The organism is Dactylosporangium sp. NPDC049525 (genome assembly GCF_040676755.1).
GTDB lineage: Bacteria > Actinomycetota > Actinomycetes > Mycobacteriales > Micromonosporaceae > Dactylosporangium.
In genome coordinates, this window is sequence record NZ_JBFAPO010000013.1 from 51340 (window position 1) to 72186 (window position 20847).

Here is a 20847-nt window from a genome sequence, read left to right on the forward strand (position 1 = left end):
TTTCAGGGTGATCGAATTGTCCGGTTTATTTGAGCGTAATGGGATTCACGAAGTCGGCCGTCACCGTCAGCAGGACGAAGACGCCGAGGATGCCTATCACACCGAGCGTGAGGGGCGCCAGCTTGTAGTAGTCGACCCGACCTGGGTCGGGTTTGCCCAGCTTCGCCGCGGCCCAGGAGCGGACCCGCTCGAACCAGGCGATCGCGATGTGACCGCCGTCCATCGGCAGCAGCGGGAACAGGTTGAAGATGCCGAAGAACAGGTTGAGGCTGGCGAACATCAGCAGCAGCGACGCCCAGTCGCCGAGCTCGAACAGCTCGCCGCCGATGCGGCTGGCGCCGACGACGCTCACCGGGGTCTCGGGGTCGCGCTTCTCGCCGAGGATCGCGTTGAAGAGGTTGGGCACCTTCTCCGGGATGTCCTTGAACGACGCGAACGTGCGCTCGATCAGTGACCAGGTGATCGTGAACGTCTTGTCGATGCCCTCGACCGGCCCGTAGGAGACGTGCGGGATGTCCGACGTCCGCGGGGCGATGTTGATGCCCAGCAGGCCGCCCTTCTCGAGGTCGTCGGCGGTGATCTGGTCATAGGTCTTGGTCTCGGGCAGGTCGGCCTTGAGCCGCTGCGCCTCGAGGATCTGGACGGTGCCGCTCATCGTCTTGCCGTCGCGCGTCCAGGTCACCGGGACGGTCTTGTTGGTGACCTTCTTGAGCTCCTCGCGCAGGGTGCCGGAGTTGGGGACCGCGACACCGTCGATGGAGACGAGCAGGTCGCCGGGCTTCAGCCCGAGCTGCGCGGCCGGACTCTTCGGATCCTTCGCCGGATCGCAGGCCTTCGGCGCCTTGGTGGCCGGGTCGTATTCCCAGGTGGTGGCGATGCACTGGGCGACCGGACCGACGCGGACCGGCCAGTCCTCGCTCTTGGTCTCGGGGTCGGGGATGCCGACGAACGAGAAGAGCACCCAGAGCGTGATCAGCGTGATCGCGAAGTGCGTGATCGACCCCGCGCTCATCACGATCGTCCGTTTCCACACCGGGAAGCGCCACATCGCCCGCGGGTCGTCGGCGCCGGACTTGCCGGTCGCCGGGTCGATCTCGTCCTCCTGGGGCGTCATCCCCACGATCTTCACGAACCCGCCGAAGGGCAGCGCCTTGACGCCATACTCGGTCTCGCCGCGCTTGAACGACCAGATCGTCGGCCCGAACCCGGCGAAATACTTGGTCACCCGCATGCCGAACCACTTGGCGGTCAGCATGTGTCCCGCCTCGTGCAGACACACCGCGAACAGGATCCCCACCGCGAAGAGGACGATCCCCACCGTGAACGCCATCAGGCCCCTTTCCCGCCCGCGATCCGCTCGCGCGCATAGGCCCGCGCCCAGGATTCGGCGGCGAGCACGTCATCGACGGTACCTGGTTCGGCAAAGTCAGGTGCGTCCGTAAGGGTCTGCTCCAACGTCTCGACAATGCCGAGGAATGGAAGGTCACCCGCTGTGAACGCGGCCACACACTCCTCGTTGGCGGCGTTGTAGATCGCCGGTCGGCACCGGCCCGCCTCCCCGGCCGCCTTGGCCAGGGCAACCGCTGGGAACGCCTCCTCGTCGAGCGGGCGCAGCTCCCACGTGTGCGCCGCGGTCCAGTCGACCCCGGGCGCGGCGTCGGCAACCCGGTCGGGCCAGCCGAGGGCGAGCGCGATCGGCAGGCGCATGTCCGGCGGGCTGCACTGCGCGAGGGTCGAGCCGTCGTGGAACTCGACCAGCGAGTGGATCACCGACTGCGGGTGCACCATGACGAGGATGTCGCGATACGCCACCCCGAACAGCTCATGGGTCTCGATCACCTCGAGGCCCTTGTTGACGAGCGTGGCGCTGTTGATCGTCACGACCGGCCCCATGTCCCAGGTCGGATGGGCGAGGGCCTCCTTCGGCGTGACCCCGACGAGCTGCTCGCGGGTCCGCCCGCGGAACGCGCCGCCCGACGCGGTCAGCACCAGGCGCCTGACCTCCTTGGCGGTGCCGCCCCGCAGCCCCTGGGCGAGCGCGGAATGCTCCGAGTCGACAGGGACGATCTGGCCGGGGCGGGCCACGGCCCGCACCAACGGACCGCCGGCGACCAGGGACTCCTTGTTTGCCAGGGCCAGGGTCCGGCCGGCCTTGAGCGCGGCGAGGGTCGGTGCCAGGCCGAGCGAGCCGACGACCCCGTTGAGCACGGTGTCGCACGGCCACTGCGCCAGTTCGGTCATCGCGTCGGGGCCGGCGAGGATCTTCGGCAGGCGGAAGTCGCCGGTGGCCCAGCCGCGCCGGGTGGCCTCGCTGTAGAACGCGAGCTGCAGGTCCTGCGCGGCGGTGGCCTTCGCCACGCCGACCGCGTCGACGCCCAGCTCGAGCGCCTGCTCGGCGAGGAGGCGCACGTTGCCGCCGCCGGCGCCGATGGCGACCACGCGGAACTTGTCGGGATTGCGCCGGACGATGTCGATCGCTTGCGTGCCGATCGACCCGGTCGAGCCGAGCAGCACGATCTCGCGGGGGGTCACCCGTCCATTGTCTCAGGCGCGCACGTGTGAGGGGTGGCCGATGTCGCGGGGGCACACAGCGGTGTGCCCCCGCGACCGACCGTCATCGTGGTGAATCCCAGATGCCATCCCCGTTAGTACGCATGTACCAATTATAGATCATCACTTGGTGCCCGGCAATCGAATTACGGCGCCAGACGGTGCAGGTCACGGGGGAACAGCGTGGTCTCGCGGACGTTCGCCGCACCCGTCATCCGGGCCATGAACCGCTCCAGTCCGATCGCGAATCCACCGTGCGGCGGCATGCCGTGCCGGAACGCCTCCAAGTAGGTCCGCAGCGGCGCCGGGTCCTGGTGCTCCCGGGCGAGTACGGCCAGGTAGTCGGCGTGCCGGTGCAGGCGCTGGCCGCCGGTCACCAGCTCCACGCCACGGAACAGCAGGTCGAACGAGTTGGACCAGCGCGGCTCGTCCGGCTGCGGATGCGTGTAGAAGGGGCGCTTGCGCATCGGATACCCCTCGACGAACACGAAGTCCGACCCGTGGGTGCTCGCGGCCCACTCCCCCAGCGCCCGCTCGTGCTCCGGGGCGAGGTCAGGCTCGTCCTCGTGTGCGCCGGCGATCTTCAGCGCCTCCCGGAAATGCAGCACCGGTACCTCCACCGGCATGCTCGCGGTGTAACCGAACCGTTGCACCGCCCCGACCATCGCCCGGATCACCTCCGTGAGCACGGCCATGACGTCGCGGTGGTCGCGCACGAACCCCAGCTCGGCGTCCAGTGACGTGTACGTCGCCAGGTGCCGGGACGTGTCGTGCGGCTCGGCGCGGAACACGGGGCCGACCTCGTAGACCCGCTCGAAGACGCCGACCATCGTCTGCTTGTAGAACTGCGGCGACTGCGCCAGATACGCCGGGCCGCCGAAGTAGTCCAGCCGGAACACGTTGGCGCCGCTCTCGGTCGCCGTGGCGACGATCTTCGGCGTGAACACCTCGGTGAACCCCTGCCGGTCCAGCTCCTCCCGGAACGCCCCGACCGCGGCCGCCGACGCCGCGAACACCTTCCGCCGCGCCGGGTGCCGCAGCGTCACGGCGGCGTGGTCGAGCACCACCGGCAGCGACGCCTTCAGCTCGGGCCGGAACAGCTCCACCGGCGGCGGCTCGGCTGGCCCGAGCACGGTGAACACCGGCTCGACCAGCTCCACCCCGCCGGGCGCCACCTCGTTGGCGACGACCAGGCCCGTGACCTCGACGACCTGCTCCTCACCCGGTGGGTCCTCCTCCTTCGTCACCACCTGCAGCAACCCGCCGCGGTCACGGACGACCACGAATGCGACGTTGGCGAGAACCCGCCGCCGATGGACCCAGCCGGCGACCGTGACGGTCTCGCCGACGTGGGCCGGCAGCTGGTTGGACAGAATGCGATGCATGACACCTCCCGAGGGACTCCGCTCCCCGGAGGTGTGGGCGATGGGGCCGATCGCGGTGCCACCACACCTTCGCCACGACATAGCCGTGACCTCGACGCATCCGGCTCCGCGACCGCATCGCTGTGCGCTTGTCAGGCGCCGATACGTCCGCTTCATCACCGTGCCCCCATATGGTAGGCGGGTTTTCGCTTTCCCCGCGACGGGAATTCAACCGCCGTGAGCAGTACCCGGCAGGTTCCCGAGACACGGCTGATGGCCCGAGACGACCTCTCCGCCGACGACGCCTGGCACGCGCTGCGCCGCCACGGCGGCTGGTGCCTGCTGCGCGACGCGTTCCTGCGGTTCCGGTACGGCGACGGCTTCAGCCACGCACGCGCCCTCGGCCTGCAGCTGTGCCTCGCGATCGTGCCGTTCCTCATCGCGCTCACCGGCCTCGTCAGCAAGCTCGGCGTCGCCGAGGGCGGCCAGGTCGTCGCCGACACCGTCCTCGCCCTCACCCCGGGCGCCAGCGATCAGCTCGTCCACGATCTGCTCGCCGACTCCGAACGCACCGAGGACATCGGCGAGTTCGCCCTCACCGCCGGTCTGCTCACCGGCATGCTCGCCCTCACCACCGCGATGGCCCAGATCGAACGCGGCGCCAACCGCATCTACGGCGTCGAACGCGACCGCCCCGCCCACGTCAAGTACGGCCGGGCCGTCCTCCTCGCCGTCGGCGCCGGCATCCCGGCCCTCGCCGGCTTCCTCATGCTCGTCGCCGGCGGCGACCTCGGCCAGTCCGTCCGCTCCCACTACTCGTGGGGCGGCCCCGTCGACACCGCCTGGCAGCTCGTGCGCTGGCCGGTCAGCGTCGTCCTCGTCGTCTCCGCCGTCGCGGCCATCTTCCGTTTCGCCCCACGCCGCCGCCAGCCGGCCTTCTCCTGGCTCCTCTTCGGCGCCGCCCTGTCCACGGCCCTCTGGTGGCTGATCAGCGCCCTCCTCGCCATCTATGTCAGCAGCAGCGACGCCTTCGGCGCCACGTACGGCGCCCTGACCGGCATCATGGCCCTGCTGCTGTGGGCCAACCTGACAGGTGTGGCGCTGTTCCTCGGCATCGCGTTCGGCGCCCAGCTGGAGGCCCTGCGCGTCGGCGTCCCCGAGCCGGTCGTGGACGACAAGTGGGTCCCGGTCGACGAACAGCTCGACCGCGACCCGGACACCGACCCCCAGGCCTTCGCCCACGACCAGCTCAACGCCCCACGCTGACCACCGCGACCGCCGAGGTGGGTTCGAGCGCGCGGGCGGCCGCCCCGGGTGATCGCTCGCGTGGACCATTCGATCTGATCGTCCTCGCATGCGCGGACGGTGACCCCCGCTGTGGAAGGCTCGAAGCAGGCAGAACGGTCGCGGGTAGCGCTGAGGCCGCACTGAAGGCCACGGCAGCTCGCGCTGACGGCCGCGCCGTTTCCGCCCGACTGACGCGACCGCGCAGTCCGTTCAACCGCGCGCTGGGGTTGCCCGGCGCACCCGTCGGGCGGGCTCGGGACGTGAACCCGGACGCGAACCCGGGTCACGAACCGAACGCGAACCCGAACGCGAACCCGGGCGCGAACCGCCGAACCCGGACGTCGACCCCCGCTCAGACCGAACGCCCACCCACGCGCAAACCGAATGCGGGCCCGAACCCGAACCTGGCACCCCGAACCGCGAACCCCCGAACCCCGAAGAGCCAGCTGCAGGGACGGCCGGACTCAGCTGGGCAATGACTGATGGGTGGCGGTCGGGACGCGAGGATTGCCCAGGTCAGCCCGCTGGCCGGCAGCGTTGCCCGCGTCGAAGCCGCCACCCGTCAACCGCCGCGGCCGAGCCGTGCGCAGGTCCGGATACTGCTCGTCCACCGCCACATCGACGGCGCGACCACGGTCGGCCAGGACCAGGGCCATGCCCGGCTGGTCGGGGGTGGCGGCCCGGTTGCGGCGGTCGGCCTCGGCGAAACGCTGCGCGACCGCCGAGCCGAAGCCGATCAGCCACGACCGGCGCCAGGCGGCGACCTGTTCGTGCGGCGGGACGGGCTCGACGAGGACGCCGCGGGCCGCCTGGACGAGCAGGGACGCGAACAGCAGCTCGACGCCGGCGACGTCGGACTCGAAGCCGAACAGGTGCATGGAGATGCGCAGGCCGTCGCGGGTGCGGTGCTGCAGGCGCACCGAGCGGCAGCGCAGCGACGTGGCGACGACGTGCAGGAGATGGGCCTTCTCGCGCAGATAGGGCGGGTGGAGCTCGACCAGGCGGTTGCCGACGGCCTGCGGGCGCTGGCCGTCGGCGGCGGCCAGCAGGGCCTGGTCGATGCCGTATTTGCCGATCAGCTCGGCGGCCTTGGCGGTGAGCGCCTCGGCCTCCTCGCGGGTGCACGCGGGGTCCTCGGCCTTGGCGAGCAGCTTGCGAACCTTCTCCAACACGAGCAGAGGCTACCGCCGACCTACGACACTTCCGGGCCCGGCGCGGCCGCGGCCGTGGCGCCCGTCACAGTGTCCCCGGCGCCGGCGCGGCGGGAGCGCAGCTCGTGCCCGACGCTGGTCAGGCAGCGGCCGCTGGGCAGGTCGAACTTCCACCCGTGCAGCTGGCAGGTGAGCGTGTTGCCGTCGACGATGCCGAAGCGGGTCAGGTCGGCCTTGAGGTGCGGGCAGCGGCGCTGGGTGATCCAGTCGCCCAGCTTGATGTCCTCGGCGTCGGGCTTCTGCTCGGCGAACCAGCCCTCCGCGTACTGGAGGCGCTCCTCCGACAGGCACTTGAAGAACGAGTAGACGAACTCGTTGTACTGGCCGATGCGGGTGGCGGTGAAGCGGCACGACAGGAACAGCGAGTTGACCCAGTCGACCTCGTCGATGAAGAGGAGGTGCTCGATCAGCGCGCGCTCGGTGCGGAAGCGGTAGCGGACCTTCTCGTCGGCATACGCGCGGACCTGCTTGCCGGGGAAGTCGACGACGATCGACTCGACGGAGGTGCCGTCGTAGCCGACGAGGTCGAAGCGGACCGGGCCGCCGACGCCCTTCGCCAGATACACGGACTCGTCCAGCAGCGGCTCGATGCGCTGCTGCATCTGCTTGAGGACGTCGACCTCGGGGTGCCGCCAGGTCGCCTTGGCGGCCTCGATGATGGGGCGCTTGCGCTCCCGCATCTCCTCCAGGTGCTCCCGCTTGTGCGCGAAGAACTCCTCGACGTCCACCGGATGCACGGTCGAGGCCGACTCGGTGGTGAGCGTCATCACCGACCCTGGCAGCAGGACCGTGGAGTTGGTCCCGCCGTAGTTGGCGTACTCCTGCTGGAACACCCACTGGTCGGGGAAGATGTTGCCCTCGTCACCGAAGATGTCGTTGAACTGCCACAGGTCGTCGTCGAGGAAGCACGGCGGGCCGGCGATCGGCACCACGTGCGAGGCGCGCAGGTCGTCGATGTACCGGAAGGTCCGGTCGAACTGCCGGTCGCGCTTCTGCTTGCCGAACGCCGTCTTCGCGGCCTGCGGCAGGTCGTAGACCATCGGGTACCAGATGGCGCCGGAGAACTGCAGCAGGTGCGCGTGCACATGGCCGAGCGCGGCATAGGTGGTGAGGTCGGTCGGTCGGGCGTCGTTCTGGTTGAGGATGCGGACGCCGTCGTATTCGACCCACAGCGACGAGTCACCGATCGGGCCGTCGGTCGGTGAGGTCAGCGCCTGGATCATGATCTTCAGGCCGCCGTCGAGCTCGTGCACGTGGTTGCTCTTGGTCTCCAGGAACCTGGTGAAGCCCAGCGCCTCGAGCTCGTCGCGCATCTCCGAGGTGGGGAACTCCGGCAGCAGGACGGTGGCCTTCTTCGACACGAACCGCTTGAGGTGCTCGGCGTCGAAGTGGTCCCGGTGCAGGTGGGACACGTAGAGGTAGTCGCAGTCGCCGAGGGTCTCCCAGTCGAGCAGGGAGTTGTCGGGGAACGGGAACCACGACGCGAAGTACGCCGGATTGACCCACGGGTCGCACAGGATGCTGCCGGCCGCGGTGTCGATGCGCAGACTGGCGTGTCCGGTCCCGGTGATCTGCACCGCGTTCCTCCTCGTTGCCGTACCGCAAAAGCCGGCTTTGTCGCCGCGCCTCAGGTGCCGGCCCCGACGCTACCCGACCGACCCGCAACCGTCGGTCCGGGTGCCGCATGCCAGACTTTGACGCGAAGTACACCTGCAGCGAAAGGACGCGTCGTGGCCGAGCACGAGCCCGTGACCTCCCCCGATCAGCTCAAGCCGGGCCACCCGCGGGCGGCCCGCTTCGGTGCGGCTGTCACCGTGCTGCTGATCCTGGGGATGCTGGTCGGCAACCACCAGGGACGGGTCGAGGACATCTGGTTGATCGCGAGCGCCGGTGTACTGGTGCTGGCCCTGGTCGGCGACTGGGTGCTGCGCCGCAACGGCCTCCGGTAGTTTCGCCGGTCGAACCACAAGCGAAAAAGGCGCACCGGAGTTCCGGTGCGCCTTTTCGTCGTTCTCGGATCAGCGGCGACGGGTCACGATGTCGCGGACCTCTTTGAGCGCCGCGTCGACCTCTGCCTCGAAGTAGCCGCCGGGCACGAGGTTGAAGTGCGACGGGTCCAGGTCGCCGTCGGTGAGCGGGCCGCCACGGCCAGACAGCGACGCCATCACGCCCTCGAACAGCCGGTCGACCTGCGCACGGTCATAGCCACTGCCGAAGCGGCGCAGCTGGAACGTGCGGCGCAGCTGGTCGATGCGGGCGACCTCGGTCGACTGGTGCTGCACGGGGGCCGCCTGCGGTGGGCCGCCATACGTGTCGCCATAGGGGTCGCGGTCCTGGCCGCCGCCATACGGGTCGCGGTCACGGTCGGGCGCGCCACCGTAGGTGGTCGGCTCGGGACGCTCGCGGTCCATGCGGATCTCGGCGGTCATGTCGGCGCGCGGCTGGCGCGGCGCCTCGTAGCCCCGGTCGTCGTCGAACGCGCCACCATACGTGGGCTCGTCGTAACGGCCATAGTTCTGGTCGCGGGGTGGCGGGCCGGCGGGAGCGGGCGTGGGCCGCGGCGGCAGCGGGGGCGGTGCCATCGGCGGCGGAGCCATCGGCGGGGGACCCATCCGCTCGGGCTGCATCCGCTCCATCGGGGGCGGGCCCATGCGCTCGGGCTGCATCCGCTCCATCGGCGGGGGGCCCATGCGCTCAGGCTGCATCCGCTCCATCGGCGGGGGGGCCATGCGCTCGGGCTGCATGCGCTCAGGCATCCGCTCGGGCGCCATGCGCAGCTCGCCGCTGCGGGAGTCCAGCGCCCGGCCGAAGCCACCGCCGCCGCGCTCCTCCAGCTCGGCCAGCTGGCGCTCCACCCGGTCGAGGTGCAGGTCGACCTGCCACTCGTCATAGCCGCCGAAGCGCACTCGGAAGACCACGTCGTGGACCTCCTGTGCGCTCACCGGAGCGCCCATAGGGTCACCGGAGAGGGTGGCCTCAACCCGGTCGAGGAACGAGTCGACCTCGTCGACCTTGTATCCCCGCCGCAGCGCACGGCGCCGGAACCGCTGACCCTGACTCACTGTGTCTCCTCGTTCGCTCGCCGTGCTAGCAAGCCTGTTTCACGCTCTCCCACCTTGCCACCGTTTGAGGCGGCAAGTTGCCCGCAGGCCCCATCGATCTCCCGGCCACGGGTGTCACGCACCGTGGTCGCGACGCCGGCGGCCCGGAGGCGTCGGACGAACTCTCGCTCCACCGGCTTAGGACTAGCGTCCCACTTACTGCCGGGTGTCGGATTGAGCGGGATGAGATTGACATGCGCGAGACGCCCGGACAAGAGCCGACCGAGCAGATCCGCCCGCCATGGGTGGTCGTTCACATCCCGGATCATTGCGTACTCAATGGACACGCGCCGACCAGTGCGAGCCGCATACTCCCACGCGGCATCAAGCACTTCGGCGACCTTCCAACGTTGGTTGACCGGCACGAGCGTGTCGCGCAGATCATCATCGGGTGCGTGCAGCGACAGCGCAAGCGTCACCGACAGCCCCTCCTGCGTCAACCGCCGCATCGCCGGGACCAGCCCGACGGTGGACACCGTGATGTGCCGCTGGGAGAGTCCGAGCCCTTCCGGGGCGGGGTCGGTGAGCCGGCGGACGGCCGCGACGACCCGGTTGTAGTTGGCCAGGGGCTCACCCATGCCCATGAACACGACCCGCGACAGCCGGTCGGGGCTGCCGGGCAGGGCCCCGCTGGCGGCGAGCCCGGCGAACCAGACGACCTGGTCGACGATCTCCGCGGTGGACAGGTTGCGGGTCAGGCCGGCCTGGCCGGTGGCGCAGAACGGGCACGCCATCCCGCAGCCCGCCTGGCTCGACACGCACACCGTCACCCGGTCTGGATATCCCATGAGGACGCTCTCGACGAGAGCGCCGTCGTGAAGGCGCCACAACGTCTTGCGGGTGGCACCGTCGTCGGTGGCCATCTCCTTCACCGGTCGCAGCAGCGTCGGCAGCAGCGCCTCGGTGATCGCCTCCCGGCTGCGGGCCGGTAGGTCCGTCATGTCGGCGGGGTCGCGGATCAGCCGGCCGAAATAGTGCGCCGACACCTGCCCGGCCCGGAACGCCTGCTCGCCCAGCTCGGCGACGGCGGCACGACGCCCGGCAAGATCGAGATCGGCCAGGTGACGTGGTGGCATGGTCGCGCGGCGACCGTCACTGGTCGTGCCGGTCGCGGTGGATGCGAGGTTCAAAACGGGGAGCTGTGTCATGACGTCTTCAAGTGTCCCATGCCGAGTCGCGTGATCTTCAGTACCGCTGGCCAAGGGCCTAGGACGGGGGTACCAGGAACGCCAGGACCGCGTAGGCGGTCGGCAGGGCCAGCAGGATCGAGTCGAGCCGGTCCATGAGCCCGCCGTGACCGGGCAGCAGGTTGCTCATGTCCTTGACGCCGAGGTCGCGCTTGATCAGTGACTCGCCCAGGTCACCGAGCACCGAGGCGACCGAGACCGCGATCCCGAAGACGGCGCCGTGCCACCAGACGGCGTCGGACAGCAGCAGCGGCAGCGCCACCGCGCTCCCGGCGCCCGTCCACACCACCGACCCCGCGAAGCCCTCCCAGGACTTCGCCGGGCTCACGGAGGGCGCCATCGGGTGCTTTCCGAGGAAGACACCTGTCGCATATCCGCCCGTGTCGGACAGCACCACGGCGAGGATCGTCACAAGGACGCGCACCGCGCCCTCCGACACGTCCCGGCCAGGATGCGCGAGGAGCGCCGCGAACGCGCCGAGGAACGGCACGTAGACCGCGATCAGCGCGCCGGCGGTCACGTCGCGCTGATAATCGCGCACACCGTTGGCGAACCGCCACACGAAGATCGCGAGCAGCGTCGCGAGCAGGCCCAGGGGCAGCATGTCGGCGCCGCCGAACCAGGCGAGCACCACCATGCACGGGCCGCCGACGAGCAGCGGCACCAGCGGCGGCCGGGCCTTGTGCATGCTGACGGCCCGGACCATCTCCCAGATGCCGACCATGACGGCAACCACGACCAGGGCGAGGAACGCCGGGATCCACACGAAGAGCGAGGCGATGATCGCGCCACCGAGCGCGGCACCGACACCGATGGCGGCCGGCAGGTTACGGCCGGCGCGACGCTTGCCCTCGGGCTTCGTGGCCGGCTCCGCTTCCGCCGGGTCTACTTCCGCGGGCTGCGACTCTGCCGGCTGGTGTTCCGCCGGCTGCTGTTCTCTTGGCATAGACGCCTCGGGCGCGGCATCAGCGTGCCGCGCCCTGGTCGAAGGGTTACCGGGGGGCGTCATCAGACCTCGAGGAGCTCTGATTCCTTGTGCTTGAGCAGCTCGTCGATCTGGGCGACGAACCTGTGCGTCAGGTCGTCGAGCTCCTTCTCACCGCGGCGCCCGTCGTCCTCACCCGCCTCGCCGTCCTTGACGATGCGGTCGAGCTCCTCTTTCGCCTTGCGGCGCACGTTGCGCACCGCGACCCGGGCGTCCTCGGCCTTGTGCCGGGCCACCTTGATCATCTCGCGGCGACGTTCCTCGGTCATCTGCGGAAGGTTGATCCGGATCTGGGTGCCCTCGTTGTTGGGGTTGACCCCCAGGTCCGAGTCGCGGATCGCCCGCTCCATCGCGCCGATCACACTCGCGTCGTACGGCTTGATGATCGCCATACGCGGCTCCGGGATGGCGATCGACGACATCTGCGGCAGCGGGGTGGGCGTGCCGTAGTAGTCGACCATCACCTTGCCGAACATCGCCGGAGTCGCTCGGCCGGTCCGGATGACCGCGAACTCCTCCTTGGCGTGCTCGATCGCGCGCTCCATCTTCTCTTCGGCCTCGAAGAGTGCTTCTTCGATCACGTGGTCTTTCCTCCTCGATCCGGGATGGGCTCGGCGGTGATGAGCGTGCCGATCCTCTCACCACTCAACGCGCGAGCCACGCTGTCCTCCCCCTCGGCGCCGAACACGAGCATCGGCAGCGCGTTTTCCTGGCAGAGGCTGAACGCCGTCTGGTCGACCACCCGCAGGCCCTGCAGCAGGGCCTCGGCGAACGTCAGGCTGTCGAGCTTGCGCGCCGTCGGATCGGTGCGCGGGTCGGCCGTATACACGCCGTCGACCCCGTTCTTGCTCATCAGGACCGTGTGGGCGTGGATCTCCAGCGCGCGCTGCACGGCGACCGTGTCGGTCGAGAAGTACGGCATGCCGGCGCCGGCGCCGAAGATCACGACCCGGCCCTTCTCCAGGTGCCGGATCGCGCGGCGCGGGATATACGGCTCCGCGACCTGCGCCATGCTGATCGCGCTCTGCACCCGCGTGTCGATGCCCTCCTTCTCCAGGAAATCCTGGAGCGCGAGGCAGTTCATGACGGTGCCGAGCATCCCCATGTAGTCGGCGCGGGACCGGTCCATGCCGGCCCGGGACAGCTCCGCACCACGGAAGAAGTTGCCACCGCCGACGACCACGGCGACCTGGACGCCGCGGCGGACCACGGTCGCGATCTGGGTGGCCATGTGCCGCACCACGGTCGGGTCGACACCGACCGCGCCGCCGCCGAACACCTCGCCGGAGAGCTTCAGCACGACGCGCCGCACCCCGATCGGGGCCGGCGTCAATGCCTGCCTTGCCGCTTCCACAGCGGTGTGCGTCATCTGGGCAACCTCTCCGTGTCCGTTCTGCCGCTGAAGGGGGATATGACGAGGGGGTCCCGGCATCCAGTTTGGATTCCGTGACCCCCTCCGCGCCCTGTTATCAGGCCTGGCCGACCTCGAAGTGGACGAACCGTGTCACCTCGATGCCGGCCTCTGCCAGCACCTGCTTGACGGTCTTCTTGTTGTCGCTGACCGACGCCTGCTCGACGAGGACGAAGTCCTTGAAGAAGCCGTTGACCCGGCCCTCGATGATCTTCGGCAGGGCGCCTTCCGGCTTACCCTCCTCGCGAGCGGTCTGCTCGGCGATGCGGCGCTCCGACTCGACCACGTCCGCCGGGACGGCGTCGCGGCTGAGGTACTTCGGCCGCATGGCCGCGATCTGCATCGCGACGCCACGCGCGTCGGCGACAGCGGCCTCGTCGTCCTTGCCGGTGAACTCGACCGCGACGCCGACCTGCGGCGGCAGGTCAGGGCTCTTGCGGTGCATGTAGATCGCCACCGGCGAGCCCAGCACCGCGAGACGGTTGATGACGAGCTTCTCGCCGATGCGTGCCGACTCGGTCTGGATCAGCTCGGCCACCGTGCTGTCACCGAGCTTCGAGCCCAGCAGGGTCTCGACGTCGGCCGGCTTCGTCTCGTCGATGTGCTTGGCCACCTTCTGGCCCAGCTCGACGAACGCCTCGTTCTTGGCAACGAAGTCGGTCTCACAGTTGATCTCGACAAGGCCCGAGCCGACGTGTGCGACCAGGCCGTTGGCGGTGGTGCGGCCGGCACGCTTGTTGACGTCCTTGGCACCCTTGATGCGCAGCAGCTCGACGGCCTTGTCGAAGTCGCCTTCGGCCTCCTCGAGCGCCTTCTTGCAGTCCATCATGCCGGAGCCGGTCAGATCGCGGAGTCGCTTGACGTCCGCGGCGGTGAAGTTGGACATGACTCTCTCTCGCTTGAGTTCGCTCTGTCAGGCCTGGGTGGGTTCGGCAGCGGCGGGAGGTGCGTCTTCGGGCTTGGCACCCTCGAGCAGCTCACGCTCCCACTCAGCGAGCGGCTCGTCGCCGGCCACGACGCCCGGCTCGGGCTTCTGGTCGGCACGGGTGGAGCGACCGGACCGGGCGATGAGCCCGTCCGCGACCGCGTCCGCGACCACGCGGGTCAGCAGCGCGGCGGAGCGGATGGCGTCGTCGTTGCCCGGGATCGGGAAGTCGACCTCGTCGGGGTCACAGTTGGTGTCGAGCACCGCGATGACCGGAATGCCCAGCTTGCGGGCCTCGTCAACCGCGATGTGCTCCTTCTTGGTGTCGATCACCCAGATCGCCGACGGAAGCTTCTGCATGTCGCGCAGACCACCGAGCGTGCGGCTCAGCTTGATCTGCTCGCGCGACAGCTGCAGGGTCTCCTTCTTGGTGTAGCCCTGCGCGGTGCCCGTGAGGTCGAGGGACTCGAGCTCCTTCATCCGCTGCAGCCGCTTGTACACCGTCTGGAAGTTGGTCAGCATGCCACCCAGCCAGCGGTGGTTGACATACGGCTGACCGACACGCGTCGCCTGCTCGGCGATCGCCTCCTGCGCCTGCTTCTTCGTGCCGACGAACAGCACCGCGCCACCCTCGGCGACGGTGTTGCGGATGTAGTCGGCAGCCTTCTCGATGTAGTCGAGCGTCTGGCGCAGGTCGATGATGTAGATGCCGTTGCGCTCCGTGAAGATGAAGCGCTTCATCTTCGGGTTCCAACGGCGGGTCTGGTGCCCGAAGTGCACGCCGCTTTCCAGCAGCTGGCGCATGGTTACAGCCATGTTCGCGGGATCCTTTCGATCCTGGTTTACACGGCGGCCCGGTCGGTCCGCCGTCCTGGCGCCCGGTCGTCGGCCGTCTCACCCGAGTCAGCACAAGGCTGGGGATCGGGACCAGGGCGGCCGCCGCCCTGTTTCTCTCGCCCGGTGCAAGAAAGCGGCGGGCTGCGGGAGGGCGCGCGAGGTCGACCGTGCGTGCACGGTCGCCGTCCGGAAGTGTACGCGCAGTCGCCGCCGACCCACGAATCCGCCCCCGGATGCCGCTTTTCGGGGCACGTCCGGCGCCCGCTGCAACAACGGCAAAGCCAACGACGGCTACGACAAATCCCTCAAAACAGCATGCATCCGGACGCTCGATCATGGCAACTTCGATCGAAGACGTCCGGGAGCCTGCGGCGATCGTGGTTGGCACCGGGCCAGGTGACCGCTCAGGGAGCGGCACCGCACCGGGCGTGACCCTGGCGGGGCGCGACCACCTCGCTGGGCGCGACCACCTGGCCGGGCGGGCGCCGCGCTGATGTGCCGGCGGCGCTCCCCCGGCCGGTGGTCGCCGGCCCTCAGCGGGTCAGGTCGACAGCGCGGCCGCGACGAACAGCACGACCGCGATCGGCAGGTACGCCAGCGGGGTCCGCGCCCACGCCCGCACGCCAGGGGCGGCGGCCGCGGCGCCGCCGATCAGGCCATACAGCCCGAGGGCGAACATCGGCAGCCCCAGGATCATGAAGATGCTCGCGAGGGTGCCCGCCGCCTCGATCTTGTCGGCGGTCACCGCGGTCAGGAACAGGCGCAGCACCGGCAGCTCGAACACAATCGTGAGCACCACCAGCGCGACGGCCAGGCCGGGGCGCTTCGATCGGTACACGGCGCCGCCCGGCTCGGCGGCCGCCGACGGCGGCGGCACCGCGGCGGTCAGCGTGGTCGGCGCGGCAAACGCGTTCTGCTGGCCGAAACCCGCCTGCGACGCCGTCGGCACCGTCACCGGAGGCGGTGGGGGCGGCGGCGGAAGCTGGGCCGGGGACGCGGTCGGGGCGCCGCCGGACACCGGCCGCTGCAGGGCGCTGCGGTCGATCGCCTCGGAGCGCCGCGACCTGGAGACCGACTCGGCGGCGCCGTCGACGATCTCGGGTCCGGCGCCGGGCGGGGGTGGGAGCGGGGCGCTGAACTGCCCGCTCGGGCTGTCCCCATACGCGAGTGGGTCGCCGTAACCGCGGGCGGCGCCGCGCGGCTCCGGGATCCGGTAGCCGTCGTCATACTCGCGGTCGTCGGCATACCGCGTCGGCGTGTAACCACGGTCGTCCCCGTAACCGCGGTCGTCACGGCGGTCGTCACGACGGTCCTCGGGGCGCTCGTCCCGGCGGTCGTCACGGCCGCGCTCGTCATATCCACGGTCGTCCGGATACCAGCGGGGTTCCGCATCCGGGTCCGGGGAGAAGTTCCGGCGTCCATCCACGGTCCGTCACGGTAGGCGCTCCGGATGATCCCCGCCACTCCACGATCCTGGGAGAACACGACAGTGACCGGCGTCGCATACTCGGTGGGTGACTGACGCCACGCGTGATCAACTCGTCGCCCGGATGCGCCCCTTCGGCACGACCATCTTCGCGGAGATGTCGGCACTCGCGGTGCGGACCGGCGCGGTCAACCTCGGTCAGGGATTTCCGGACACCGACGGCCCGGCCGCCATGCTTGACGCGGCCGCCGCGGCGATCCATTCGGGCCGCAACCAGTATCCGCCGGGCCCGGGCGTCCCCGAGCTGCGCGCCGCCGTGTCGGCGCACCAGAAGGCATTCTGGGGACTGGACTACGACCCGGACGGCGAAATCATCGTCACGGCCGGCGCGACCGAGGCGATCGCGGCCAGCATCCTCGCGCTGTGCGAGACCGGCGACGAGGTCGTCTGCTTCGAGCCCTACTACGACTCCTACGCGGCCTCGATCGCGCTCGCCGGCGCGGTCCGCCGGCCGGTGACCCTGCGCGCGCACGACGGCGGCTACGCCTTCGACCCCGCCGAGCTGCGCGCCGCCTTCGGCCCGCGGACCAGGCTCGTGCTGCTCAACTCCCCGCACAACCCGACCGGCAAGGTCTTCACCCCCGACGAGCTGGCGCAGATCGCGGCGCTCTGCGAGGAGTTCGACGCGGTCGCGGTCACCGACGAGGTCTACGAGCACCTGGTCTTCACCGACGCCGACGCGCCGCACGTGCCGATCGCGTCGCTGCCGGGCATGCGCGGCCGGACGCTGCAGATCTCCTCGGCCGGGAAGACCTTCTCCTGCACCGGCTGGAAGATCGGCTGGATCTGCGGCCCCCGCGACCTGGTCTCCGCCGCGCTGCGGGTCAAACAGTTCCTCACCTTCGTCAACGCGGGCCCGCTCCAGCCGGCGGTGGCGGTGGCGCTGGACTCCCCACCGTCCTACTACGAGCAGTTCCGCGACGGCCTGCAGGGCAAGCGCGACCGCCTGTGCGAGGGTCTGACCGCGGCCGGCTTCGCGGTCCTGCGCTCGGAGGGCACCTACTTCGTCACGGCAGACATCAGGCCCTTGGGCGGCACCGACGGCGTCGACTTCTGCCTGGCCCTGCCGGAGCGCTGCGGCGTGGTCGCGGTGCCCACCCAGGTCTTCTACGACGACGCGGACGCCGGCCGGCACATCGTGCGCTTCGCCTTCTGCAAGCGCGACGAGGTCATCGACGAGGCCATCACCCGCCTGCGCCGCCTCTGACGCCGGCACCAGGGCCGGTCTCGGGGCCGGCCCAAGAGCCGGCACCGGAGGCGGCCACAGGGCCAGCAGCAGCGCCGTCACCAGGACGGTCACGACCGGCTCCGCGGTGCGAGGCGATAACCGCCTTCGGCGCGCACGACGAACCCGTGCTGCTCCAGCACCGGCAGGCTCCGCCGGGCGTCGCGACCCGCCACGCCCGCGACCGCGGCGATCTCCTCCGCCGAGCGGACCGCCCGCGGCGCCACCGCGTCGAGGACCCGGGCCTGGGTCGCGTCGAGCGCGTCCTCCGGACGCTCCTCGCCGTGGATCGGCTCGGCGAGCTCGCCGACGTGCCCGATCTCCTCGACGATCTCCTCGACCCGGCTGACCAGCACCGTGCCGGGCGTGCGCAGCTCCACGTGACAGCCGACCGACATCGCGGAGGTGACCGGGCCGGGCACCACCATCGCCGAGCGCTCCAGCCTCCGGGCATAACCCAGCGTGTTGCGGGCGCCGCTGCGGGAACCCGCCTCGACCATCACGGTGCCGCGGGTCGCCGCCGCGATGACCCTGTTACGGGTCAGGAACCTGGTCTTGTGCGGCCGCGTGCCCGGCGGCCACTCGGTCATCAGCAGCCCCTCCTCGGCGATCCGCTCGAACACCGCCGAGTTGGACACCGGATACACCTGGTCGATGCCGCAGGCAAGCACCGCGCAGGTCACCCCGCCGGCGGCGAGGGCACCCCGGTGCGCGGTGACGTCGACGCCGAGCGCGCCGCCGGACACCACCGTCCAGCCGCGCTCCGCCAGCCCGAACGCGAACTCCGACGCGACGAACTGCCCGTAACCAGTCACGGCGCGCGCGCCGACCACCGAAACCGACCGCTCCAGGGTCTCCTCCAGCCGGACCGGGCCGCGCAGCCACAGGCACAGCGGCGGGTCGGTGTCGCGGCGCAGCACGTCGGCGCCCTCCTGGCTGACCCGGGTCAGGTCGTCGAGCGCGAGGGGCCACTCGTCGTCGGCGGCGGTGACGATCCGCGCGCCGAGCTCGCCGGCCCGCTCCGTCATCGCGTCCGCCAGGATCTGCCCAACCCGCTCGGCCCACGCGCCGGCGGAGCCGGTCCGCGCGCCGAGGCCGGCGGCGTCCAGACGGGCCCGGACCGCGCCGGCGAGCGGCGCGCTCACCCCGCTCCCGTGCACCGCCATGAGCAGCGCCTCGGGTGCGCCGACCCGGCGCGTCAATAGGCCCAGCTCCCGGCTGCCCGGCTCGACCAGATGGGCCAGCGCCAGTCGCGCCGCCCGGTCGGTGGTGCTCATCGCCCTCTCCTTGATCGCATCTCGAGTGCCTCATAGACGTCGTCGACGCCGGGGCGGTCGCGGCCGTCGAGGTCCGCGACGGTCCACGCGACCCTGGTCGTGCGGTCCAGCCCGCGCGCGGACAGCTGGCCGCGGTCCATCGCGGTGGCGAGCGGGTGCAGCACGGCCCGTGGCAGCCGGAACCGCCGGGCACGCAGGACGGCGGCCGGGACCTCCCCGTTGGACCGGGCGTGCGGTCCCCACCGGCCGGCCGCGGCCTGCCTGGCCCGCACGACCCGCGCGGCGACGGTCGCCGAGGACTCCGCCGGCTCGGCGCCGAAGAGCGCCGCCGATCGCACCGCGACGACGTCGACCTGCAGGTCGACGCGGTCCAGCAGCGGCCCGGAGAGCCGGGACCGGTACCGGATGCGCACCCCCGGCGGGCACTGACACATCGCGTCGCCGCCGGGCCTCGCGCACGGGCACGGGTTGGCGGCGAGGACCAGCTGGGCGCTGGCGGGATAGACCGTCTCGCCGTGCACCCGGCGCAGCCGGACCTCGCCGTGCTCCAGGGGCTCGCGGAGCGCGTTGAGCGCGCTGGCGGCGAACTCGGCGCACTCGTCGAGGAACAGCACGCCGTGGTGGGCGAGGCTGATCGCGCCGGGCTTGGCGATGCCGGAGCCGCCGCCGACGAGGGCGGCGATCGAGGCGGTGTGGTGCGGCGCCTGCAGCGGTGCCCGGCGGATCAGGCCACCGCCCGGCGGCAGCTCGCCGGCGACCGAGTGCAGCGCCGTCACCTCGATCGCCTCCTCCTCGGTGAGCTCGGGCAGGATGCCGGGCAGCCGGGAGGCGAGCATCGTCTTGCCGGCGCCGGGTGGGCCGAACATCGCCAGGTGGTGCCGCCCGGCCGCGGCCAGCTCGACGGCCCGGCGGCCCCGCTCCTGGCCGAGGACGTCGGCAAGGTCGGCCGGCGGCCGCTGCGCCGCCGGCGATGCCGGCGGCGGGTCGAGCAGCGCCTCGGTGCCGTGCACGAAGCCGATGATCCGGCCGAGGCAGTCAGCGGCGCGGACGCGGACGTCGGGCACCAGCCGCGCCTCCTCGACGTTGCCGGGCGGGACGACGACGAGCCCGGCGCCGGCCCGGCTCGCCGCGAGCACGGCGGGCAGCACCCCGCGGACCGGCCGGAGCGTGCCGTCCAGGCCGAGCTCGCCGAGGATGACCGCGTCGACGAGCAGCCCGGTCGGCAGGTTGGCGCCCGCGGCGAGGACGGCGAGGGCCATGGCGGTGTCGGACGCGAAAATTAGCCGTACTTAAATCCACCAAGCGGGGAGCTGCGGACATGAACCAGCAGGCCAACGTCGAGGCGGAGCGCAGGTACCAGACGGCGGTCGCCGACGTGAGCAAGCTCCGCGGTGGGAACGCGGTCCGGCAGGCAGCAATCAAGGCGGCCGACGACCGGCTGCGTGACGACTATCGCCGCGTCAGCCAGTACGGCACCGCACCCGCTCCGGCGGACCTCCCGCCCGCCCCCGGACTCTGACGCCGGGGGCGGGCCGGTGGCCAACCGGCCGAAGACCAAGCGGGCCCGGACGCGGCGATGGAAGCGCCGGCCGGGCCCTTGATCGCCCCAGGAGGCGACCCGTGAAAACCGTACCGCCCACCCCCGCAACGTTGGGCCCGGCACACGCCGCCGTGGTCCGCGCGGTCGAAGAACTGGCCGCCTGGCACGGCCCCGACCCCTCTGGCGCCCGCGTGCGCGCCGGTCACGACGCCATCACCGCCATCGACACCGCGTTGCGCGCCCTGTACGACGCCCGCGCCGCCCTGGTCACCGAGATCCACGCCGACAACGTCGAGCGCGCCGCCCGGGTCGACGAGCTGCTCGCCCGCGTGCGGGCCGAGCGGTTCGGCCACCCCGATGGCTTTGCCTACACCCGCGAGCCGGAGGAGTTCGTCGCCGACGAGTCGGTGCCGCCGGGCGTTGAGGGCTGGCGCGTGGACGGCCGGAACGCCCGGTGAGCG

19 protein-coding genes and 1 pseudogene are annotated in these 20847 nt (G+C 71.0%); 5 read left to right on the forward strand and 15 right to left on the reverse strand.

The window, feature by feature from the left end; genetic code table 11:
- Nucleotides 1-25: 25 nt before the first annotated feature.
- From AB0K00_RS20475 to aspS, 3 genes are all read right to left on the reverse strand, one after another.
- Nucleotides 26-1330 (reverse strand): site-2 protease family protein, encoded by a 1305-nt coding sequence (locus tag AB0K00_RS20475; protein WP_363522876.1) that lies wholly within the window; start codon nt 1328-1330, stop codon nt 26-28.
- The gene (dxr, locus tag AB0K00_RS20480; protein ID WP_363523128.1) at nt 1330-2514 is read right to left on the reverse strand and encodes a 1-deoxy-D-xylulose-5-phosphate reductoisomerase; all 1185 of its coding nucleotides are present in this window, start codon (nt 2512-2514) and stop codon (nt 1330-1332) included. The genes AB0K00_RS20475 and dxr overlap by 1 nt, the downstream gene beginning before the upstream one ends.
- A gap of 182 nt (nt 2515-2696) precedes the next feature.
- Complete coding sequence (aspS, locus tag AB0K00_RS20485) at nt 2697-3935, reverse strand: aspartate--tRNA(Asn) ligase (RefSeq protein ID WP_363522878.1); 1239 nt, start codon at nt 3933-3935, stop codon at nt 2697-2699.
- A gap of 252 nt (nt 3936-4187) precedes the next feature.
- Between aspS and AB0K00_RS20490 the strand changes: the two genes are divergently transcribed.
- Complete coding sequence (locus tag AB0K00_RS20490) at nt 4188-5180, forward strand: YihY/virulence factor BrkB family protein (RefSeq protein WP_363522880.1); 993 nt, start codon at nt 4188-4190, stop codon at nt 5178-5180.
- 485 nt (nt 5181-5665) lie between these two features.
- Here AB0K00_RS20490 and AB0K00_RS20495 read toward each other — a convergent pair whose 3' ends face one another.
- Both AB0K00_RS20495 and AB0K00_RS20500 read right to left on the reverse strand, forming a co-directional pair.
- On the reverse strand, nt 5666-6373 hold the full coding sequence (locus AB0K00_RS20495) for a DUF2786 domain-containing protein (RefSeq protein WP_363522881.1): 708 nt from the start codon (nt 6371-6373) through the stop codon (nt 5666-5668).
- Between the two features lie 20 nt (nt 6374-6393).
- Entirely contained in the window at nt 6394-7983 is a 1590-nt protein-coding gene (locus AB0K00_RS20500; protein ID WP_363523130.1) for a Rieske 2Fe-2S domain-containing protein, read from the reverse strand.
- 159 nt (nt 7984-8142) lie between these two features.
- On the opposite strand from AB0K00_RS20500, the gene AB0K00_RS20505 reads away from it, so the two are divergent.
- Nucleotides 8143-8361 (forward strand): DUF2631 domain-containing protein, encoded by a 219-nt coding sequence (locus AB0K00_RS20505; protein ID WP_327005795.1) that lies wholly within the window; start codon nt 8143-8145, stop codon nt 8359-8361.
- A gap of 69 nt (nt 8362-8430) precedes the next feature.
- Here the strand turns inward: AB0K00_RS20505 and AB0K00_RS20510 are convergent, their stop codons facing one another.
- From AB0K00_RS20510 to AB0K00_RS20545, 8 genes and pseudogenes are all read right to left on the reverse strand, one after another.
- Entirely contained in the window at nt 8431-9474 is a 1044-nt protein-coding gene (locus AB0K00_RS20510; protein ID WP_363522882.1) for a DivIVA domain-containing protein, read from the reverse strand.
- The gene (gene rlmN / locus AB0K00_RS20515; protein WP_363522883.1) at nt 9471-10661 is read right to left on the reverse strand and encodes a 23S rRNA (adenine(2503)-C(2))-methyltransferase RlmN; all 1191 of its coding nucleotides are present in this window, start codon (nt 10659-10661) and stop codon (nt 9471-9473) included. The genes AB0K00_RS20510 and rlmN overlap by 4 nt, the downstream gene beginning before the upstream one ends.
- A gap of 58 nt (nt 10662-10719) precedes the next feature.
- Nucleotides 10720-11541, reverse strand: a pseudogene (locus AB0K00_RS20520) (phosphatidate cytidylyltransferase); the annotation flags it as partial.
- A gap of 167 nt (nt 11542-11708) precedes the next feature.
- On the reverse strand, nt 11709-12266 hold the full coding sequence (gene frr, locus AB0K00_RS20525; protein ID WP_363522884.1) for a ribosome recycling factor: 558 nt from the start codon (nt 12264-12266) through the stop codon (nt 11709-11711).
- A complete protein-coding gene (gene pyrH / locus AB0K00_RS20530) occupies nt 12263-13054 on the reverse strand; it encodes a UMP kinase (protein ID WP_363522886.1) in 792 nt (263 codons plus the stop codon). Before pyrH ends, frr begins: the two co-directional genes overlap by 4 nt.
- A 100-nt stretch (nt 13055-13154) precedes the next feature.
- Nucleotides 13155-13982 carry a translation elongation factor Ts gene (gene tsf / locus AB0K00_RS20535; protein WP_363522887.1) on the reverse strand — a complete coding sequence of 276 codons (828 nt, stop codon included), beginning with the start codon at nt 13980-13982 and terminating at the stop codon, nt 13155-13157.
- A 27-nt stretch (nt 13983-14009) separates the two neighbouring features.
- Nucleotides 14010-14837 (reverse strand): 30S ribosomal protein S2, encoded by an 828-nt coding sequence (gene rpsB / locus AB0K00_RS20540; RefSeq protein ID WP_363522889.1) that lies wholly within the window; start codon nt 14835-14837, stop codon nt 14010-14012.
- Nucleotides 14838-15399: 562 nt separating this feature from the next.
- Nucleotides 15400-16284 carry a hypothetical protein gene (locus AB0K00_RS20545; protein WP_363522890.1) on the reverse strand — a complete coding sequence of 295 codons (885 nt, stop codon included), beginning with the start codon at nt 16282-16284 and terminating at the stop codon, nt 15400-15402.
- A gap of 88 nt (nt 16285-16372) precedes the next feature.
- Between AB0K00_RS20545 and AB0K00_RS20550 the strand changes: the two genes are divergently transcribed.
- Nucleotides 16373-17551, forward strand: coding sequence for a pyridoxal phosphate-dependent aminotransferase (locus tag AB0K00_RS20550; RefSeq protein WP_363522892.1), 1179 nt, complete (start codon nt 16373-16375; stop codon nt 17549-17551).
- A gap of 89 nt (nt 17552-17640) precedes the next feature.
- On the opposite strand, the gene dprA is transcribed toward AB0K00_RS20550, so the two are convergent.
- Together dprA and AB0K00_RS20560 are read right to left on the reverse strand one after the other, a co-directional pair.
- Nucleotides 17641-18846, reverse strand: coding sequence for a DNA-processing protein DprA (gene dprA / locus AB0K00_RS20555; protein WP_363522893.1), 1206 nt, complete (start codon nt 18844-18846; stop codon nt 17641-17643).
- On the reverse strand, nt 18843-20105 hold the full coding sequence (locus AB0K00_RS20560; RefSeq protein WP_363522895.1) for an ATP-binding protein: 1263 nt from the start codon (nt 20103-20105) through the stop codon (nt 18843-18845). Before AB0K00_RS20560 ends, dprA begins: the two co-directional genes overlap by 4 nt.
- A gap of 59 nt (nt 20106-20164) precedes the next feature.
- Here AB0K00_RS20560 and AB0K00_RS20565 point away from each other — a divergent pair, with 59 nt between their 5' ends.
- Both AB0K00_RS20565 and AB0K00_RS20570 read left to right on the forward strand, forming a co-directional pair.
- Nucleotides 20165-20365, forward strand: coding sequence for a hypothetical protein (locus tag AB0K00_RS20565; protein ID WP_363522896.1), 201 nt, complete (start codon nt 20165-20167; stop codon nt 20363-20365).
- 101 nt (nt 20366-20466) lie between these two features.
- Nucleotides 20467-20844 (forward strand): hypothetical protein, encoded by a 378-nt coding sequence (locus AB0K00_RS20570; protein ID WP_363522898.1) that lies wholly within the window; start codon nt 20467-20469, stop codon nt 20842-20844.
- Nucleotides 20845-20847: the final 3 nt, after the last annotated feature.